The sequence below is a fragment of the Thioalkalivibrio sp. genome (assembly GCF_007692535.1).
Classification (GTDB): Bacteria; Pseudomonadota; Gammaproteobacteria; order Ectothiorhodospirales; family Ectothiorhodospiraceae; genus Thioalkalivibrio.
On the sequence record NZ_REBW01000167.1, the window covers coordinates 1 to 16,557 of the forward strand.

Genomic DNA, 16,557 nt, shown 5'->3' on the forward strand with positions numbered 1-16,557 from the left:
CGGGATCTGCCGGGGTGCGATCGTTCCTCGGGGCCGGACCTGCGCGCGACGCCCCGGTCCGGGCGCGTTCGGCACTTTACCATCAGGGCGGCGGTGATGCTGGCTGGCTATCCCGGATGGATAGTTGTGGCGGCCCGGGACACGATTACACTTTGCCACTCGCGAAGCCCTGCGCGCGCGGACGCGTCGCACCGGCCGGCCGCCCAACCACCGGCGGTTCGTGGCCGGCAGCCCGAGGATCCCGTAATTCCGATGATGAACGACTCGATTGCCAGGCCCGGTGGCAGGACTCCGGGCAGTCTCTCCGGCGGAGGCCCCTTCGACCCCGCGGATCATCTGGCCTATGGCCGCTGGCGCGAAGCCAAGTTGTCCGGGTTTCCGGGTTCCATCGACGATCTCAGGGTGGATGTGGAGGACCCGGCCAGTGTCACTGCGGCCGAGCGTTCGGCGCTGATCGAGCGCATCCGGCGTGCCAACATTGCGATCTACCGTTGTGACGGCGCCGCGGTGGATCGAGATGCGTTGCGCAGGTTTGGCCAGGCGCTCGGCCTCTGGCGGCTCGATGAGCACCTGTGTGCGGAGGAAGACGGAATCAGCCAGTTGCAGGTCAGCGAGGGCGGACGCACTGGCGAGTACATCCCCTACACCGATCGTCCGCTGAGTTGGCACTGCGACGGCTATTACAATGCGCCCGACGGGACGATCCGGGCGATGCTGCTGCATTGCGTGTCTGCTGCGGCGCAGGGGGGCGAGAACGCGCTGATGGATCACGAGATGCTCTACATCGCGTTGCGCGATGCGGGGTCACGCTATATCGAGGCCCTGATGCATCCCGAGGCCCTGACCATTCCCGCGAACACGCAGGACGGCGAGGTGATCCGTCCGGAGCGCACCGGGCCGGTGTTCAGCGTGGATCCGGTCAGCAGTGCACTGCACATGCGTTACACCGCCCGGGGCCGGAACATTCGCTGGCGCGACGACCCGGTCACTGCCGAGGCCGTGGCGCTGATCGGTCGCATCCTGGATGCCCCGGACAGCCCCATCTTCCGCTACCGGTTGCGTCCAGGGGAGGGCATCCTCTGTAATAACGTGTTACATAACCGCACGGGATTCCGGGACGACCGGGAATCCGGCCATCGGCGCCTGGTCTACCGGGCGCGGTTTCTCGATCGTGTGGCTGAAACCTGAGGTATTGAAATGATTTGGTTGAGCGAGATGCTGATGCAGAACCAGGACCTCGAGTCCTTCCAGCAGCTCATCGAGCTGGTGCAGCAGCGCGCGCGCGAAGGTGAGCGCTTTCTGAGTTCCGACGTGCGTCCGCCGTTTCCGGATACACCCATGGATTGGGAAGAGCGCATCGAGGCCGCGTTCACTTCCCCGAACGGTTGAGCGGGGATCGAGATGTTCTGGGATGACGACGCTCCATATGACGAACTCGCCGGCTTGCGGGACGTGGTCGATGTCTCCTTCCGGATCGACTGTTCCTGTCTGCCGCTGGACCATGCTCACGCCCTGTCCACGGCACTGCTGGAATCGCTGCCGTGGCTGGAGACGGAGGAGTTGGCCGGGGTTCACCTGATCCACGGTGCCGAGTCGGGCAACGGCTGGATGCGGCCCCAGGATCCCGAACGGGACCTGTTGCACCTGTCGCGCCGCGCGCGCCTGCGCCTGCGCGTTCCGGATGCGCGCGTGGATTCCGCCGCCGCGCTGGTGGGCAGCCGGCTCGATGTTGCCGGATTCGCAGTAGGGATCGGCGAGATGAACGTGATTCCGCTGGAGCCGCTGCCGGTGGTGTTTGCACGTTACGTCGTTTCGGAACCGGACCAGGACGAGGCTGCGTTCCTTGCCGAAATGGCGGCGGAGCTGAGCCGCCTCGGGGTGCCTGTCTCCAAGCTGCTGAGCGGTCGCAGGCACGTGCTGCGCGTCCCGGAAGGCATGCTGCACACGCGCAGCCTGATGGTCGCGGAGCTGGAGCCGGAGGAGTCGTTGCGCCTGCAGCGCAGCGGTATCGGTCCGGAGCGGGCCATGGGCTGTGGCCTGTTCATCGGGCACAAGGATATCGCCCCGGTGCCCGGGGGCAATTGAACGGCCGTGTCCGGCCGGGGTTTTGGGGTGGAAATGTAAGGATTTCCAAATATTTGCAGTGAATGACTAAACCAAGGGAGGAATTTTCATGAGTCTGGAAGTTGACGGTGTCACCATTGAGACCAACCCCAATGGCTACCTGTTGGAGCTGTCGGACTGGAGCGAGAAGGTGGCCGAAACCATCGCCGCGAAGGAAGGCATCGAGCTGACCCAGCGCCACTGGGACCTGATCCACTACCTGCGCGACGAGTACATGAATAACAATGAGAGCCAGCCGAACACCCGCACCATCGTGAAGGCGATGCAGCAGTTGTGGGACGATCGCAAGGTGGATGCCAAGACCGTCTACGACCTGTTCCCGCTGGATCCCAGCAAGCAGGGCGGGCGCATTGCCGGGCTGCCCGAAAGCCGCCGGAAGGGTGGCTATTGAATCGTTGCCTATCCCCTAAGGGAGGTTAAGCGCCCCGGCGGCCGGTGTTACAGTCGCGTAGGTCGTCGGGGCCCACGTTCGCCGCCCCATTACTTGGAGACACGGAACCATGAGCAAGAAACAGGAATTGATCAACGAAATGCTCGAGATGCAGAAGCATTTCATGGATTACGAGCACGAGAACGGCGTCGACCCGGTCGATTACTACCTGGCGCCCGAGGGCCATGCGCTGCACGCCTATCACAAGCGCTACCGCGATATCGCGATGGAGCTGGTGGATATCGCTCACGAAGAGAAGGGCTCGCGCCGCTAATATCCGCGTCGCCCGGCGGACGGGCAGGGTCTTGCCCGCCCGCCCTTCTTCGGACGCGCGTCACGCCGCGCGGCTCGGGAACAAGCGTACCCCCATCAGTCTCGGATACCCCTATGTCAGATCGCCCCGGTTTCGATCCGGAGGTACTGGCGCCGCTGAGCCAGCGCCTCAATGACCACCCCGTCTATGGCCTGCGCGATCTGTCGGATCTGCGCCGGTTCATGGAGCATCACGTCTACTCCGTCTGGGACTTCATGTCCCTTATCAAGTATCTGCAGCAACATATTGCACCAGTTCGTTATCCGTGGAGCCCGGTGGGTGATGCCGCGGTCAGGCGCTTCATCAACGAACTCGTGCTCGAAGAGGAATCCGACGCGTTTCCGGGGCCCGACGGCAGCGACGTGCACATGAGCCACTTCGAACTCTACTGCGGCTCGATGGCCGAGTTGGGCGCGGACCCGGACCGTCCCCGGCGCTTCGTCGAGATCGCCGCGACGCGCGGGATCGATGCGGCGCTGGCCGCGGGCATCGCTCCGGAACCCTCGGCCCGGTTCATGCGCAGTACCTTCGACTTCATTGCCACCGACAAGCCGCATGTCGTTGCGGCCGCCCTGGCCGTGGGTCGGGAGCACGTGATTCCAGGGATGTTCCGCAGTTTCCTGCGCAACATGGGGATCGGCGCCGACGTTGCCCCGCAGTTCCACTTCTACCTCAATCGTCACATCCACCTCGATGAGGATTTCCACGGGCCCCTGTCCCTGCGCATGCTGGACCTGCTCTGCGCGGGCGATCCCGTGCGACTGGAGGAGGCCCGCGTGGCTGCCCGCTCGGCCATCGAGGCGCGGATCCGCTTCTGGGACGGTGTGCATGCCGACCTTGCGGAGGCCGCATGAGTCTCCGTCTGCGCAGTCGCTGGAAGCAGGGCGAGCGGGAACGCAGCCTGGAGGATCTGGCCACGGTCGGGGCCGCCAACGCCTGGCGCGCGGCCTGCAACGGCGTGCTCAACCTCGAGAACGAGGGCTTCGAGACGAGCTCGCGTGCGCAGCGGATCGACATCATCGAGGAGTTCGTCGCTTTCCTGCTGCTGTTGGCCGACCGGCTGGTCTACGAAACCTTGTCTGCGGAGGATCGGGCGCGGTTCATCACCGCCATGGCCATGCGTCTGGCCGAGCTGGTCGATGAGAACCGGACCGATGCGCAGGGCCCCGGAGACCACCGCGATCGTTTCATCGAGAAGCTGAACGAGCGCACCGGCGTCTATGCCGAGTGCAGGTACAGCCCGGAAGAGGGGCCCGGCTTTACCATGCTGTGCTGCCTGGGGGACCGCGTAACCGACGTGCTCGGTCCCACCAACCGCAAGTGGGCTCAGGACCAGGTGGTCGCGATCGACGGTCCGGAGGCGGCGCAGGGGTTCACGCGGGCCCTCGAAACCCTGCTGGACGACGCGGAGCATGAGCGCCCTGCCCGCGAACCGCGGCGCCCGCTGGCCGACGACTGAGAGCCTGCGGGGCTGGCCCCCGGCGGGAAGCAGGCATGCAAGACACACTCCGTCGCATTCGCGTAATCCTGGTGGGAACCACCCACCCTGGAAACATTGGCTCGACCGCGCGGGCGATGAAGACCATGGGCCTTTCCGATCTGGTGCTGGTGGACCCCAGGCACTTTCCCGCAGCCGAGGCAACGACCCTTGCGGCCGGCGCGGATGACCTTCTGGTCAATGCGCGGGTGCTGCAGCGGCTCGAGGAGGCGGTCGCCGGCTGTGTCTGGGTGGTGGGAACCACCGCGCGCCGTCGCGGCCACTCGGTCCCGGTGCTGGCGCCGGACGCCGCGGCGCGCGATCTCGTTGCAAGGGCTGCCAGGGGACCGGTGGCGCTGGTGTTCGGCCGCGAAAGCAGCGGATTGAGCAACGACGAGCTGGATCACTGCAACGCCCTGGTGCAGATCCCGACGGACCCCGGCTTCAGCTCTCTCAATCTGGCCGCAGCGGTGCAGGTGTTGGCATACGCCTGCCGTATGGCTGCGTTGGAACATGCGGTGGCGTCACCACCGGCATACGACCCCGATCCTCCGGCGACCCAGGCCGAACTGGAGGGGCTGTTCGAGCATTATCTCCGTGCGCTGGTGCGCATCGAGTTCCTGGATCCCGAAAAACCGCGGCACCTGATGCGCCGCCTGCGCCATCTGTACCTGCGTGCCGGGCTCAGCGCGAGCGAGGTCAGGATCCTGCGCGGCATCCTCACACACACCGAGCGGGGCGGCGGCCGTCCGCTGGATCGGCCGTGATATCTTAGTTGCCTGCCATCCTCAGGCGACGGGACACCATGTTTCAACGGCTCCGGGAAGACATCCGCTGCGTGTTCGATCGTGACCCCGCGGCGCGCAACGGCTTCGAGGTCTTGACGACCTATCCGGGGCTGCACGCCGTCTGGGTTCACCGTGCGGCGCACGGGCTCTGGCGTATCCGGCTGCGTTGGCTTGCCCGTATCTTGGCCAACGTGAGTCGCCTGCTGACAGGAATCGAGATCCACCCCGGTGCCCGCATTGGGCGACGTTTCTTCATTGATCACGGCATGGGTGTGGTGATCGGCGAAACGGCAGAGATCGGCGACGACTGCACCATCTACCACCAGGTCACCCTTGGCGGAACCAGTTGGGACAAGGGCAAGCGTCATCCCACCCTCGAGGAGGGCGTCGTGATCGGCGCCGGAGCAAAGCTCCTCGGACCCGTGCACATCGGCGCCCGCGCCCGGATCGGTTCCAATGCCGTGGTGCTGCGCGACGTGCCCGCGGATGCCACCGCGGTGGGAATCCCGGCACGGGTGCTGGTGCCGCGTCCGGAACCCGATCCGCGCTTCAAGGCGATGGCGGACCGCATGGGCTTCGACGCCTACGGGCTGACCCGGGATATGCCCGACCCGGTGGCCGATGCCATCCACCGGATCGTCGATCATCTGCATGAACTCGACGAGCGCATGGAACGTGCGTGCGAGGCCCTCAAGGGGGCCGGGATCGATATGGGTGCGGCCGAAGAGATGCATCCGATCTCGCAGTGCGATCTCGAGGGGCTGGAGCCCGAGGACTGCGAGATTCCTCCGCGCGGGACGTCCGGGAATACTTGATGGATCCGCTCGGGTAAAGATACCCTCATAGAGATTCCAAGTCTTCCGGGACCGCCATGAAACTGACCACGCGGGGGCGTTACGCCGTGACCGCCATGCTCGATGTCGCCATGCACTCCACGCGGGGGCCGGTGTCGCTTGCCGAGGTCGCGGAGCGGCAGCGTCTTTCGCTGTCCTACCTCGAGCAGCTGTTCGCGCGGCTGCGCCGGCACGGGCTGGTGCGCAGCAGCCGGGGGCCGGGCGGCGGGTACCGCCTCGACCGCCATCCCGGGGAGATCACCGTCGCGGACGTGATCCTGGCGGTTGACGAACCGGTCGACGTGACCCGCTGCGGCGGGCTCGTCAACTGCAACCAGGATTCACGCTGCCTGACCCATGATCTCTGGGTCGAGTTGAGCCAGCAGATGCAGGACTTCCTCAGCAGTCGCTCCCTGACCGACGTCCTCCAGCGTCATCTGGAGGCGCGTGGAGATGCGTTCGCCCTGTCGGTCTGGCAGGGGGAGGGCCAGTCGCCCCGCCGCACCATACCGATCACCGCCGCGCCGCCGCAGGCAGCCGGAAGCGGCGAGGCCTGACAGGCTCCGCATCCCGGCGGCTGGCTCGATTGCCCTCGCCGGGGGCTGTCGCTAGACTACCCCGCGATTTCAGGTTTCCTGCCCGCCGTCCGGCGGGCTGTTGTTTTCCATTGCCCAAGGAGATTGCCCGTGGCCCAGGAACGTACCCTGTCCATCATCAAACCCGATGCCGTTGCCAAGAACGTGATCGGGGAAATCTACAGCCGCTTCGAAAAGGGCGGACTGCGTATCGTGGCGGCACGCATGCTGCACCTGTCGCGTGACCAGGCCGAGGGTTTTTACGCGGTGCACAGGGAGCGTCCGTTCTTCAAGGATCTCGTCGAGTTCATGATGTCGGGTCCGGTGATGGTCCAGGTGCTCGAGGGCGACAATGCGATTGCCCGGAACCGCGAGATCATGGGGGCGACCAACCCGAAGGACGCGGCACCAGGAACGATCCGTGCCGATTTTGCGACCAGCATCGATGAGAATGCCGTACACGGATCCGATGGTCCGGATACGGCCCAGACCGAGATTGCCTTTTTCTTCGGCGACGATGGCGTTTGCCCGCGTACGCGCTAACAGCCCAAGTCCGACAGGCTCCTGGGATTCCGGTCCGAGGATGGGGGCTTCCCCGGCGCGGCCTCGAGCTTCGGGTCGGGCGGGTTCTGGACGGAATGTCGCAGGGGCAGTCGGCTCCTGCGGGTAATGCGTATCAGTGCTGCGTGCATTACACTACAACGCTTTAGGGTCCAGAATAGAAGCCATGTCAACGTCGCCTGCCAATCCTCTGAATCTGCTGGGTATGCCCCGCAAGCGATTGGCGGAGCAGTTCGAGCAGTGGGGTGAACGCGGCTTTCGCGCCACCCAACTGATCAAGTGGATTCATCAGCGCGGCGTGACCGACTTCACCGCGATGACCGACCTGTCCAAGGCGCTGCGCGAACGGCTCGGACAAGTCGCCGAGATCGATCTGCCGGAGATCGCCCTGGAACGCAGTTCCGACGATGGCACCGTGAAGTGGGTGCTGCGGCTGGCGGATGGCAATGCCATCGAGACCGTTTTCATTCCCGAGGACGACCGCGGCACGCTGTGCATCTCCTCGCAGGTGGGCTGCGCGCTGGACTGTACCTTCTGCTCCACCGCCCAGCAGGGCTTCAACCGCAATCTGACCGCGCACGAGATCATCGGGCAGATCTGGCTGGCCAACAGCCGTCTGCCGGTGCCCGAGGGGCGGTCCCGCGCGGTCACGAACGTGGTCTTCATGGGCATGGGTGAGCCGCTGGCGAACTTCGACGCCGTGGTCGACGCAATCGACCTGATGCTGGACGACAATGCCTATGGGCTGAGCAAGCGCAGGGTCACGCTGAGCACCTCGGGATTGGTCCCGGCGCTGGATCGCCTTGGCGAGGTCACCGATGTCGCGCTGGCCGTGAGCCTGCACGCACCGAACGATGCGCTGCGCGACCGCCTGGTGCCCATCAACCGGAAATATCCCATCCGCGAGCTGCTCGAGGCCTGCCGTCGTTACACGCGTGACGGCGCCCGACACCACCGGGTGACCTTCGAGTATGTCCTGCTCGCCGGCATCAACGACCAGCCCGAGCATGCACGGGAGCTGATCGACTTGTTGCGCGACGTTCCCTGCAAGATCAACCTGATACCGTTCAATCCTTTTCCTGGTTCCCCGTTTGTCCGCCCGTCGATGAACGCGGTGCATGCGTTCGAGCGGCTGCTCGGGGATGCCGGTTTCGTGACCATCATCCGGCGTACTCGCGGTGACGACATCGACGCGGCCTGCGGCCAGCTGGTCGGTCAGGTGGCCGACCGCAGCGGTCGTGGGGCGCGCATGATCCGCCTGCATGCGGCGTTGCCGCAACGCGTGGGGGCGACGGCATGAGGGGCGGGGTTCGGGTGCCCGGCGGGTACCATGGGAGGGCCGTCCTGCTGCTCCTCGGCCTGATCGCCGCAGGCCTGCTCGGCGGGTGTGCGGGTCTGCAGTCCCAGACCCCCGTCGACCAGAGGCGGGCGGCGGAAGCCAACGCGGAGTTGGGGATCAGTTACCTGCGCCAGAACGACCTCGCCGAGGCGCAGCGTGCGCTGGACCGGGCGCTGCAATTCGACCCGCGGTTGGCGATGGCGCATCTGGGCATGGCCTCGGTGCGCGAACGCCAGGGTTCTACGGACAGTGCCGTGAAGCACTATCGCGAGGCGCTCGCGCTGGAGCCCGACAACCCCTATGTGCAGACCAACCTTGGCGACCTGCTGTGTCGCCAGGAACAGTTCGCGGAAGGCCAGGCACTGCTGGCCAAGGCGATCGCGAACTCTTCCTATTCCGCTCGCGAGGTCGCGTTGCTGAGTGCGGGCATCTGTGATCTGCGGATGGGTAATCTGGAGCGCGCGGAGGAGCGGATGCGTGAGGCCTTGCGGGTCGATCCGCAGTATCACGAGGCGCTGTACGAGATGGCGCTGCTGACGTATGCGGACGGACGGCCTTTCCAGACCCGCGCGTTTCTGTCGCGCCTGAGCGCGCTCGAGGTCGTCACGCCGCAGTCTCTGCTGCTCTGTTACCGCGCTGAGATGCAACTCGGCAACCATGGCGACGCACGGTCCTGCGCCGAGCGCCTGCGGCGGGATTTCGCGGACAGCAGGGAGGCGGCCGAACTCATGCGGCTGGAGCAGGCGCATGGCTGAGAGGAAGGATAAGGAGCCGGTTTTCGGGAAGCTGGACGATCTCGACGAGACGGACGGCCTGCCTTCTGAACTGCGCGGCCTGGGACTGCGCTCCGAGGGAGATCGCGATCGCCGCGGCGCAGCGTTCGCCGGTAGGGATTCCGCCGGTGACACGACGCTTGGAGTGAACGAGCCCGAGCCCGCCATCTCCGTGGCCAGCGGCTTGACGATGCGCACCCACCCTGTGGAACCCGCGCCGGATGGATCCGGGCCGGGACAACCGGGTGCGGGCATACGTTTCGCGCGCGAGAAGCTCGGTATGGACAAGAGCGATCTTGCATCCCGTACGCGTTTGTCCCGGCGGATCATCGAAGACCTCGAGGGAAACCGTTTCGAGTCCATGCCGCCGGCCTATGTTCGCGGATATCTCCGGGGGGTGGCCCGCGAGTTGGGCGGCGACGCCCAGACCTGGATCCGGGCCTACGAGGGTCTGGGGTACACGGAGCCGGTGCTGCGGCCGACCGTGCAGCGGAATCCGTCCGGGCGCTGGGGTCTCAGCGGCGGCGTCTGGTCGCTGACCGTCGCGGCCATCCTCGTCTCGGCGCTCGGGCTCGGCGTCTATGCGTGGACCGAAGGCGACCGGGAGACTCCCTTTGCCGGTGTCGCGCTATGGTTTGATGAAGTACGGCAGCGATTTACCCGGGCAGCACCGGAACCCTTACCCGAAGCCGAGCCAGTTCCCGAACCGACGACGTCATCAGCCCCGGGGCAGCCGGTGACGGAACTGGAGTGGGCGCAGGAGGTGTCACCTCTTGAGCCTGCACAGGACTCCCTGATGCTGGAGCCCCTGCCCGAACCGGAGGTTGCACCGTCGATCGAGCCGGCACCCGCAGCACCCCGTGGCGAAGAAGATTTCCCGGCGGTGTTGCCGGAGACCCCGGCGGGCGTGGACGATGCGGTTCAGCCCGAAGCTTCCGTCGCGCCACAGCCGGATCCTTTGCCGGAGCAGGCGTTGCCGGACCCCGTGTCGGCGCCACAGCCGGATCCTTTGCCGGAGCAGGCGTTGCCGGATCCCGTGTCGGCGCCACAGCCGGATCCTGTTTTGGACGAGGCTCCAGTCGCCACCGCCGAGCGGGATATGTCCGCTGCGGCCGTGCCAGCTCCGGCACCGGCTGCCCGCGACGGGCAGGAGGCCGCCCCGGTTGCCGAGGGTCGGAGCATGCTGACCCTCTCCTTCGATGACACATCCTGGGTGGAGATCCGTTCGGCATCGGATCGGGTGGCGCTGCAGGGGATCTTCCATTCGGGCGATGAGCGTACCGTCTCCGTCGAACTCCCTGCGAGGGTGGTCCTCGGCAACGCGCCCGCGGTCCGCCTGGTTCGGGATGGCGCAGCGGTGGAGCTGACCCCGCACTCGCGCACCGACCGCACTGCCCGGTTCAGTCTGGACGCCGACTGATGCAGCCGTTCGGGATGTGTATCGCCGGTATCGAGAGCCCGGCATGAAGGCCATTCAGTCGATTCGCGGGATGCATGACATCCTGCCCGATGACATCCATGCCTGGCAGTTCCTCGAGAGTCGCCTGCGGGAGCTGCTCGATGGCTATGGCTACCGGGAGATCCGCCTGCCGGCGGTGGAGTTCACCGACCTCTTCGCACGTTCCATCGGCGACGTCACCGACATCGTCGAAAAGGAGATGTATACCTTCGAGGACCGCAACGGCGACCGGCTGAGCCTGCGTCCCGAGGGCACGGCGGGCTGCGTCCGTGCCGGGATCGAGCACGGCCTGCTGCACAACCAGGTGCAGCGACTCTGGTACCAGGGGCCGATGTTTCGGCACGAGCGACCGCAGAAGGGGCGTTACCGGCAGTTTCATCAGGTCGGAATGGAGATCTTCGGCGTGCCCGGCCCCGACGTCGATGCCGAACTCCTCGCGTTCACTGCACGTCTTTGGAAGGCATTGGGATTGCGCAACCTGCGTCTCGAACTGAATACCCTGGGGACGCCGGCCAGCCGGCTGCGCTACCGAGAACGGCTGATCGGTTATTTCGAGGCGCATCGCGATGGATTGGATGTCGAGGCCGTTCGTCGCCTGCATGAAAACCCGTTGCGCCTGCTGGACAGCAAACACCCCGAGACCGCCGCGATCGCGCGCGGCGCGCCGACGCTGATCGAGGATCTGGACACTGAGTCGCGCGCCCATTTCGATGGCCTCTGCGCCCATCTCGATGCGCTCGACATTGCCTACACGCACAATCCCCGGCTGGTTCGTGGGTTGGATTACTATACCCATACCGTTTTCGAGTGGATCACGGACGAACTCGGCGCCCAGGGCACGGTCTGCGCGGGTGGCCGCTACGATGGCCTGGTCGAACAGCTCGGGGGCCGTTCCACTCCCGCCATCGGGCTGGCCATGGGACTGGAACGACTGGTCAGCCTGCTGGTCGATCAGGGAGCGGTGACAGCGCGTGCCGGCCCTGACATCTACCTGGTGGTCCCGGGAGACACGGCGGCGGGTCCGCAGGCCCTGACCCTTGCCGAGCGGCTGCGGGACCAGCTCCCGGGGCTGCAGTTGCTGCTGAACTGCGGCGGCGGCAGCATGAAGTCGCAGATGAAAAAGGCTGATAGGGCGGGCGCCCGCTACGCGGTGATCCTTGGCCCCGACGAGATCGCGGCCGGCACCGTCGTGGTGAAGGCGCTGCGGGATCCCGAGAGCAGCCAACTGACCGTGGCCCAGCAGGATCTGGCGGCGCTGATGCAGGCCAGGCTGGGACGACAATCCGGAGGATGGAACTGATGAGTTACCTCACCGACGAGGAAAAAGCGGAACGAATCAAACAGTGGTGGTCCGAAAACGCTGCAGCCATCATCGGCGGATTGGCGATCGGGATCGCCGGCCTCTTCGGCTGGAACTGGTGGACCGATCGGCAGGACAGCCGCGCCGAGATGGCCTCCGAGCTCTACACCGCGGCGCTCTCCCATGCCGGCGCTGGCCAGTACACCCAGGCAGCAGCGGTCGTGGCTGAGTTGACCGAGAGAGGTCGTGGCACGCCCTATGTGGCCATGGGTTGGGCCATCGTCGCCGACGTGGCCGTGCGTCAGGAGGATCACCAGCGTGCGATCCATGCCCTGGAACAGGCGCGCGAGACCGCGCAGGATCGTGGCTACCGGCAGGTCGTGACGCTTCGCCTGGCGCGTCATCTCGTTTCCGCGGACCGCCTGGATGAGGCGGAGGCCCTGTTGGCCGAGGTTGAGTCAGAGGCCTTTGCAGGCCTGCGCGCGGAGGCGCGCGGCGATATTGCCCGTGCCCGCGGTGATTCCGAGCGCGCGCGCCAGTACTACGAAGAGGCCCTGGCTGCCGGGCACAACACGGAATTTCTTCGGCTCAAGCTCGATGAGCTTTCTGCCTGAGGGATGTCGGCAATCATGATTCCCGTCGTATTGCGTTTCTGGCTTGTCGCCGCGTTGCTGCTGTCGCTCTCGGCCTGCGGCCTGTGGACGCGAGACATCACCGAGTCCCCGGCGCCTCTGCCGGAATTCACCGCGGTGGGAAGCCCGAACACTCTCTGGTCTCGCTCCATCGGCCGGGGGGCGGACCGCTCGATATGGCAGGCCAAGCCGGCGGTCACCGACGACCTGGTCTTGGTCGCGGATTCCCGTGGGCGCGTCAGCGCCCTGGATCGCGGCACGGGCACCCCACGCTGGGAGAACCGGCTGCGTGACGTGCGTGTCTCCTCGGGGGTTGGCGCGGGAGCGGACATCGCGGTCGTGGGGACCATGGACGGCACCGCCATCGCGCTGAACCTCGATAACGGCGACGAGGTCTGGCGTACGCAGCTTTCCAGCGAGGTGCTGGCCCTGTCGACGGTCGCCGGAGGGGTCGTCGTCGCGCGCACCAATGACGGTCGCCTGCACGCGCTGGACGCGTCCTCGGGCACGGTGCGCTGGACGGTCCTGCGCACCACTCCCGCGCTGAGTCTGCGCGGCGTGCAGGTGCCTCAAATGCTGCCGGGTCGGGTGCTCGCGAGTTTCGATACCGGCCGCCTGCTGATGCTCGGCACGACTCGCGGCAATGTCCTCTGGGAGGCCACCATCGCGGTGCCTTCGGGGCGGTCCGAACTGGAGCGCCTGATCGATGCCGACGGGCACATTCCCGTCTATCGGGGCGTCGCCTTCGCCTCGACCTATCAGGGTCGCCTGGCCGCGGTGACGCTCGACAGCGGTGACCTCATCTGGGCCCGGGACTTCTCGTCGTATCAGGGCGGTGATATCCACGGCGACTCCGAGATCCTGGTGATGACCGCGGCGGACAGCCATGTATGGGGCCTTGATCCGCGTAACGGCGGCGATCTCTGGCAGCAGCGCGGCCTGCGCCTGCGGGACGTGACCGGGCCGGTGGTCATCGGGGACCAGGCAGTCGTCGGCGATTACCAAGGCTACCTGCATTGGCTGCGCGTCGATGACGGTCGCATCCTGGCCCGGACCCGGGCCGGATCCAGAGCCATCGTGACCCGCCCGGTGCTGCGTGACGATGTGCTCTACGTGGTCTCCGGCAATGGCCAGGTCAGTGCGATCCGGGCGCGTGTAGGCAATGACTGAGCGCGGCCCCCGCGCAGGGGCGCCGGGATGATACCGGTGCTCGCCCTGGTAGGGCGCCCGAACGTCGGGAAGTCCACCCTGTTCAACCAGTTGACGCGGTCCCGCGACGCGCTGGTCGCCGATCTGCCCGGATTGACCCGCGACCGTCAGTACGGGATTGGACGGGTCGGCGGCTTCCCCTACATGGTGGTCGACACCGGCGGCCTCTCCGGCGAAGACGAGACCATGGACAGCGCCATGGCCCAACAGACGCGCCAGGCCATTGCCGAGGCTGATGTGGTTCTGTTGATGGTCGACGCGCGGTCGGGACTCAGCGCGCAGGATGAGGTCATCGCCCGCGACCTGCGTGCGCAGGGCGTGCGGGCGCTCCTGGTCGCCAACAAGACCGACGGCCTGGACATCGATTCCGCGACCGTCGAATTTCACTCGCTGGGCATGGGCGGCATCGTTCCGATCGCCGCCGCGCACGGTCGCGGCATCGCGTTGCTGATGCAGCGGGTGCGGGATGAAATCGAGGCCCTTGCCGCGGAGACCGCCGGCGACGGGGACACGCCGCTCCTGGACGACACCGAGGCCCTGGACCGCTGGCCGGGCATTCGGGTCGCGCTGGTGGGCCGCCCGAATGTCGGCAAGTCCACGCTGATCAACCGGCTGCTTGGGGAGGAGCGCGTCGTCGCGACTCCGATCGCCGGCACCACGCGGGACAGCATCTTCATTCCGTTCGCGCGCGACGGCCAGGAGTACACCCTGATCGATACTGCCGGCATACGGCGGCGCGGGCGGGTCCACGAGGTGGTCGAGAAGTTCAGTGTGATCAAGACGCTGAAGGCGATCGAAGCGGCCCATGTGGTAATCATGGTGCTGGATGCCCGTGCCGGGATCGCCGATCAGGATGCGCATCTGCTCGGCATGGTGCTGGAAGCGGGCCGGGCCCTGGTGCTGGCGGTGAACAAGTGGGACGGTCTGGATCCGGAGGTTCGCGAGTCGGTGCGCCAGGATCTGGAACGCAAGCTGGGTTTTCTGCGCTTCGCCCGGATGCGCCTGGTTTCCGCCCTGCACGGCACCAATGTCGGACACCTGCTGGAGGACGTGCGCGAGGCCCATGCCAGCGCATTTGCCGAGCTGTCCACGCCCAAACTCACGCGGCTGCTGGAATCGGCGGTCGCGGAGCACCAGCCGCCACTCGTCGGTAACCGCCGGATCAAGCTGCGCTATGCCCACCAGGGTGGCCAGAACCCGCCGGTGATCGTGGTTCACGGCAACCAGACCGATGCTCTCCCGGGAAGCTACAAGCGCTTCCTCGAGAATTTCTTCCGCAGGCATCTGCAGCTGGTCGGCACGCCGTTGCGGATGGAATTCAAGACGGGCAAGAATCCCTTCGCGGGTCGCAAGAACATCCTCACCGAGCGGCAGCAACGCAAGCGCAAGCGCCTGCTGCAGCATGTGAAGCGGCGCTGAGTCCCGCGATGCCGACCGTGTCCGCACGCGCCGGAGCCATGGAACCGTTCCGGGTCATGCAGGTACTGGCCGAGGCGCAGGACCTGGAGGCAGGCGGGGCCGATGTAATCCACCTCGAGGTGGGGGAACCCGACTTCCCGACTCCGGAAGCGATCGTTGCGGCCGGGCAGCGGGCCCTGGCCAACGGGATCACGCGCTATACCCCGGCCCACGGCACGGCCGCGCTGCGGCAGGCGATCGCCGCCGACTACCGCAGACTCCATGGTCTCGAGGTCGATCCCGAGCGCGTGGTCGTCACGGCCGGTGCCTCCGCCGCCATCCTGCTGGCGCTGGCCGCGGCCACGGATGCCGGTGACGGCGTTCTGCTGCCGGACCCCGGCTACGCCTGCAACCGCCAGTTCGTCACCGCACTTGGTGCTCGTCCGGTGCTGGTCCCGGTCCCGGCCGCCAGTGGTTTCCAGCCGACGGCGGCGCAGATCGCCGCAGCCTGGGAGCCGGGGACCCGCGCGGTGATGCTGGCTTCGCCGGCCAACCCTACCGGGACCCTGTTGCCGGTGGAGGAACTGGTCGCCATCGCCGCAGTGGCTCGCGCACGTGGCGGCGTGCTGATCATGGACGAGATCTACGGACGCCTGGTCTTTGGCCGGAGTCCGGACACGGCACTGAGGTGGATGCCGGAAGCGGTGGTCGTCAACAGCTTCTCCAAGTACTGCGCGATGACCGGCTGGCGCCTGGGCTGGATGGTCGTGCCTGAACACTGGATCGAACCGGTGCGCCGACTGGCGCAGAACCTCTTCGTCGCACCCTCCACCATGGCCCAGGCGGCAGCGCTGGCGGCGTTCGAAGCGGGGACGGAAGATCTGCTGCAGGCGCGGGTGCGGGAACTGGAGAGTCGCCGTGATTTCCTGCTCTCGGTTCTGCCCGAGTTGGGTCTGGAGGTGCGAGCCCGTCCCGAGGGCGCCTTCTACATTTATGCCGACAGCCGTGCGCATGGCCCCGATTCCGAGGCTCTGTGCGCACGCATCCTGCGCGAGGCGCGGGTGGCCCTGACGCCGGGTACCGATTTCAGTCCAGGTTCCGGGCGCGATCACATCCGCATCGCCTACACACAGCCACGCGAGCGCCTCGAGGAGGCGGTTGCGCGACTGCGCCGGGTGTTGGCCGGGCCAGCGTGAGGGAAACGTTGTCGCGGCTTGCGAGGCCCTGATTATCACGCACTCTCGGGATGAGCCTTTCCCCGTAGGAGGCGAGCCCTCTCGCCGATCTGGCCCCGGAAAACCCATCGGCCAGAGGCTGGCCTCCTACGGGAGCTGGTGCAACGGGAT

At 66.5% G+C, this 16,557-nt stretch carries 18 protein-coding genes and 1 pseudogene; all 19 read left to right on the plus strand.

Going from position 1 to position 16,557, the window contains the following annotated elements:
- Positions 1-252 precede the first annotated feature (252 nt).
- The 19 genes and pseudogenes from EA346_RS09500 (at position 253) to EA346_RS09590 (ending at position 16,407) form a co-directional block, all read left to right on the plus strand.
- Positions 253-1,188 carry a TauD/TfdA family dioxygenase gene (locus EA346_RS09500; protein ID WP_366755781.1) on the plus strand — a complete coding sequence of 312 codons (936 nt, stop codon included), beginning with the start codon at positions 253-255 and terminating at the stop codon, positions 1,186-1,188.
- A gap of 9 nt (positions 1,189-1,197) precedes the next feature.
- Positions 1,198-1,389 (plus strand): sulfur relay protein DsrC, encoded by a 192-nt coding sequence (locus EA346_RS09505; RefSeq protein ID WP_296757935.1) that lies wholly within the window; start codon positions 1,198-1,200, stop codon positions 1,387-1,389.
- A 12-nt stretch (positions 1,390-1,401) separates the two neighbouring features.
- A complete protein-coding gene (gene cas6 / locus EA346_RS09510; RefSeq protein WP_296757937.1) occupies positions 1,402-2,085 on the plus strand; it encodes a type I-MYXAN CRISPR-associated protein Cas6/Cmx6 in 684 nt (227 codons plus the stop codon).
- A gap of 88 nt (positions 2,086-2,173) precedes the next feature.
- The gene (locus EA346_RS09515; protein WP_296757940.1) at positions 2,174-2,515 is read left to right on the plus strand and encodes a TusE/DsrC/DsvC family sulfur relay protein; all 342 of its coding nucleotides are present in this window, start codon (positions 2,174-2,176) and stop codon (positions 2,513-2,515) included.
- Positions 2,516-2,624: 109 nt separating this feature from the next.
- Complete coding sequence (locus EA346_RS09520; RefSeq protein WP_296757942.1) at positions 2,625-2,828, plus strand: hypothetical protein; 204 nt, start codon at positions 2,625-2,627, stop codon at positions 2,826-2,828.
- Between the two features lie 113 nt (positions 2,829-2,941).
- Positions 2,942-3,721, plus strand: a complete 780-nt coding sequence (locus EA346_RS09525) for a DUF3050 domain-containing protein (protein ID WP_296757944.1) — start codon at positions 2,942-2,944, stop codon at positions 3,719-3,721.
- A complete protein-coding gene (locus EA346_RS09530) occupies positions 3,718-4,326 on the plus strand; it encodes a hypothetical protein (protein ID WP_296757945.1) in 609 nt (202 codons plus the stop codon). The genes EA346_RS09525 and EA346_RS09530 overlap by 4 nt, the downstream gene beginning before the upstream one ends.
- Before the next feature lie 35 nt (positions 4,327-4,361).
- A complete protein-coding gene (locus EA346_RS09535; protein WP_296757947.1) occupies positions 4,362-5,111 on the plus strand; it encodes an RNA methyltransferase in 750 nt (249 codons plus the stop codon).
- Positions 5,112-5,149: 38 nt separating this feature from the next.
- On the plus strand, positions 5,150-5,947 hold the full coding sequence (gene cysE / locus EA346_RS09540; protein WP_296757949.1) for a serine O-acetyltransferase: 798 nt from the start codon (positions 5,150-5,152) through the stop codon (positions 5,945-5,947).
- A gap of 56 nt (positions 5,948-6,003) precedes the next feature.
- A pseudogene (locus EA346_RS09545) lies at positions 6,004-6,408 on the plus strand (Rrf2 family transcriptional regulator); the annotation flags it as partial.
- Positions 6,409-6,651: 243 nt separating this feature from the next.
- Entirely contained in the window at positions 6,652-7,083 is a 432-nt protein-coding gene (gene ndk, locus EA346_RS09550; RefSeq protein ID WP_296757952.1) for a nucleoside-diphosphate kinase, read from the plus strand.
- A 184-nt stretch (positions 7,084-7,267) separates the two neighbouring features.
- A complete protein-coding gene (gene rlmN, locus EA346_RS09555) occupies positions 7,268-8,401 on the plus strand; it encodes a 23S rRNA (adenine(2503)-C(2))-methyltransferase RlmN (protein WP_296757956.1) in 1,134 nt (377 codons plus the stop codon).
- The gene (gene pilW, locus EA346_RS09560; RefSeq protein WP_296757958.1) at positions 8,398-9,195 is read left to right on the plus strand and encodes a type IV pilus biogenesis/stability protein PilW; all 798 of its coding nucleotides are present in this window, start codon (positions 8,398-8,400) and stop codon (positions 9,193-9,195) included. The genes rlmN and pilW overlap by 4 nt, the downstream gene beginning before the upstream one ends.
- The gene (locus EA346_RS09565) at positions 9,188-10,633 is read left to right on the plus strand and encodes a RodZ domain-containing protein (protein WP_296757960.1); all 1,446 of its coding nucleotides are present in this window, start codon (positions 9,188-9,190) and stop codon (positions 10,631-10,633) included. The genes pilW and EA346_RS09565 overlap by 8 nt, the downstream gene beginning before the upstream one ends.
- 43 nt (positions 10,634-10,676) lie before the next feature.
- The gene (hisS, locus tag EA346_RS09570) at positions 10,677-11,972 is read left to right on the plus strand and encodes a histidine--tRNA ligase (RefSeq protein WP_296757963.1); all 1,296 of its coding nucleotides are present in this window, start codon (positions 10,677-10,679) and stop codon (positions 11,970-11,972) included.
- Positions 11,972-12,586, plus strand: a complete 615-nt coding sequence (locus tag EA346_RS09575) for a tetratricopeptide repeat protein (RefSeq protein WP_296757965.1) — start codon at positions 11,972-11,974, stop codon at positions 12,584-12,586. Before hisS ends, EA346_RS09575 begins: the two co-directional genes overlap by 1 nt.
- 15 nt (positions 12,587-12,601) lie before the next feature.
- Positions 12,602-13,774 (plus strand): outer membrane protein assembly factor BamB, encoded by a 1,173-nt coding sequence (gene bamB, locus EA346_RS09580; RefSeq protein WP_296757967.1) that lies wholly within the window; start codon positions 12,602-12,604, stop codon positions 13,772-13,774.
- 27 nt (positions 13,775-13,801) lie between these two features.
- Positions 13,802-15,232 carry a ribosome biogenesis GTPase Der gene (gene der, locus EA346_RS09585; protein ID WP_296757969.1) on the plus strand — a complete coding sequence of 477 codons (1,431 nt, stop codon included), beginning with the start codon at positions 13,802-13,804 and terminating at the stop codon, positions 15,230-15,232.
- A gap of 8 nt (positions 15,233-15,240) precedes the next feature.
- Positions 15,241-16,407: an aminotransferase class I/II-fold pyridoxal phosphate-dependent enzyme gene (locus EA346_RS09590; protein ID WP_296757972.1), complete on the plus strand. Its 1,167-nt coding sequence runs from the start codon at positions 15,241-15,243 to the stop codon at positions 16,405-16,407.
- The last annotated feature ends 150 nt before the right edge of the window (positions 16,408-16,557 follow it).

Bases quoted from the DNA above. Each gene is read 5' to 3' on its own strand.
- EA346_RS09525 (WP_296757944.1), top strand. From the start codon at position 2,942: ATGTCAGATCGCCCCGGTTTCGATCCGGAGGTACTGGCGCCGCTGAGC.
- EA346_RS09575 (WP_296757965.1), top strand. From the start codon at position 11,972: ATGAGTTACCTCACCGACGAGGAAAAAGCGGAACGAATCAAACAGTGG.
- hisS (WP_296757963.1), top strand. From the start codon at position 10,677: ATGAAGGCCATTCAGTCGATTCGCGGGATGCATGACATCCTGCCCGAT.
- der (WP_296757969.1), top strand. From the start codon at position 13,802: ATGATACCGGTGCTCGCCCTGGTAGGGCGCCCGAACGTCGGGAAGTCC.
- cysE (WP_296757949.1), top strand. From the start codon at position 5,150: ATGTTTCAACGGCTCCGGGAAGACATCCGCTGCGTGTTCGATCGTGAC.
- bamB (WP_296757967.1), top strand. From the start codon at position 12,602: ATGATTCCCGTCGTATTGCGTTTCTGGCTTGTCGCCGCGTTGCTGCTG.
- EA346_RS09565 (WP_296757960.1), top strand. From the start codon at position 9,188: ATGGCTGAGAGGAAGGATAAGGAGCCGGTTTTCGGGAAGCTGGACGAT.
- EA346_RS09590 (WP_296757972.1), top strand. From the start codon at position 15,241: ATGCCGACCGTGTCCGCACGCGCCGGAGCCATGGAACCGTTCCGGGTC.
- rlmN (WP_296757956.1), top strand. From the start codon at position 7,268: ATGTCAACGTCGCCTGCCAATCCTCTGAATCTGCTGGGTATGCCCCGC.
- EA346_RS09520 (WP_296757942.1), top strand. From the start codon at position 2,625: ATGAGCAAGAAACAGGAATTGATCAACGAAATGCTCGAGATGCAGAAG.
- EA346_RS09505 (WP_296757935.1), top strand. From the start codon at position 1,198: ATGATTTGGTTGAGCGAGATGCTGATGCAGAACCAGGACCTCGAGTCC.
- EA346_RS09535 (WP_296757947.1), top strand. From the start codon at position 4,362: ATGCAAGACACACTCCGTCGCATTCGCGTAATCCTGGTGGGAACCACC.
- cas6 (WP_296757937.1), top strand. From the start codon at position 1,402: ATGTTCTGGGATGACGACGCTCCATATGACGAACTCGCCGGCTTGCGG.
- pilW (WP_296757958.1), top strand. From the start codon at position 8,398: ATGAGGGGCGGGGTTCGGGTGCCCGGCGGGTACCATGGGAGGGCCGTC.
- EA346_RS09515 (WP_296757940.1), top strand. From the start codon at position 2,174: ATGAGTCTGGAAGTTGACGGTGTCACCATTGAGACCAACCCCAATGGC.
- EA346_RS09530 (WP_296757945.1), top strand. From the start codon at position 3,718: ATGAGTCTCCGTCTGCGCAGTCGCTGGAAGCAGGGCGAGCGGGAACGC.
- EA346_RS09500 (WP_366755781.1), top strand. From the start codon at position 253: ATGATGAACGACTCGATTGCCAGGCCCGGTGGCAGGACTCCGGGCAGT.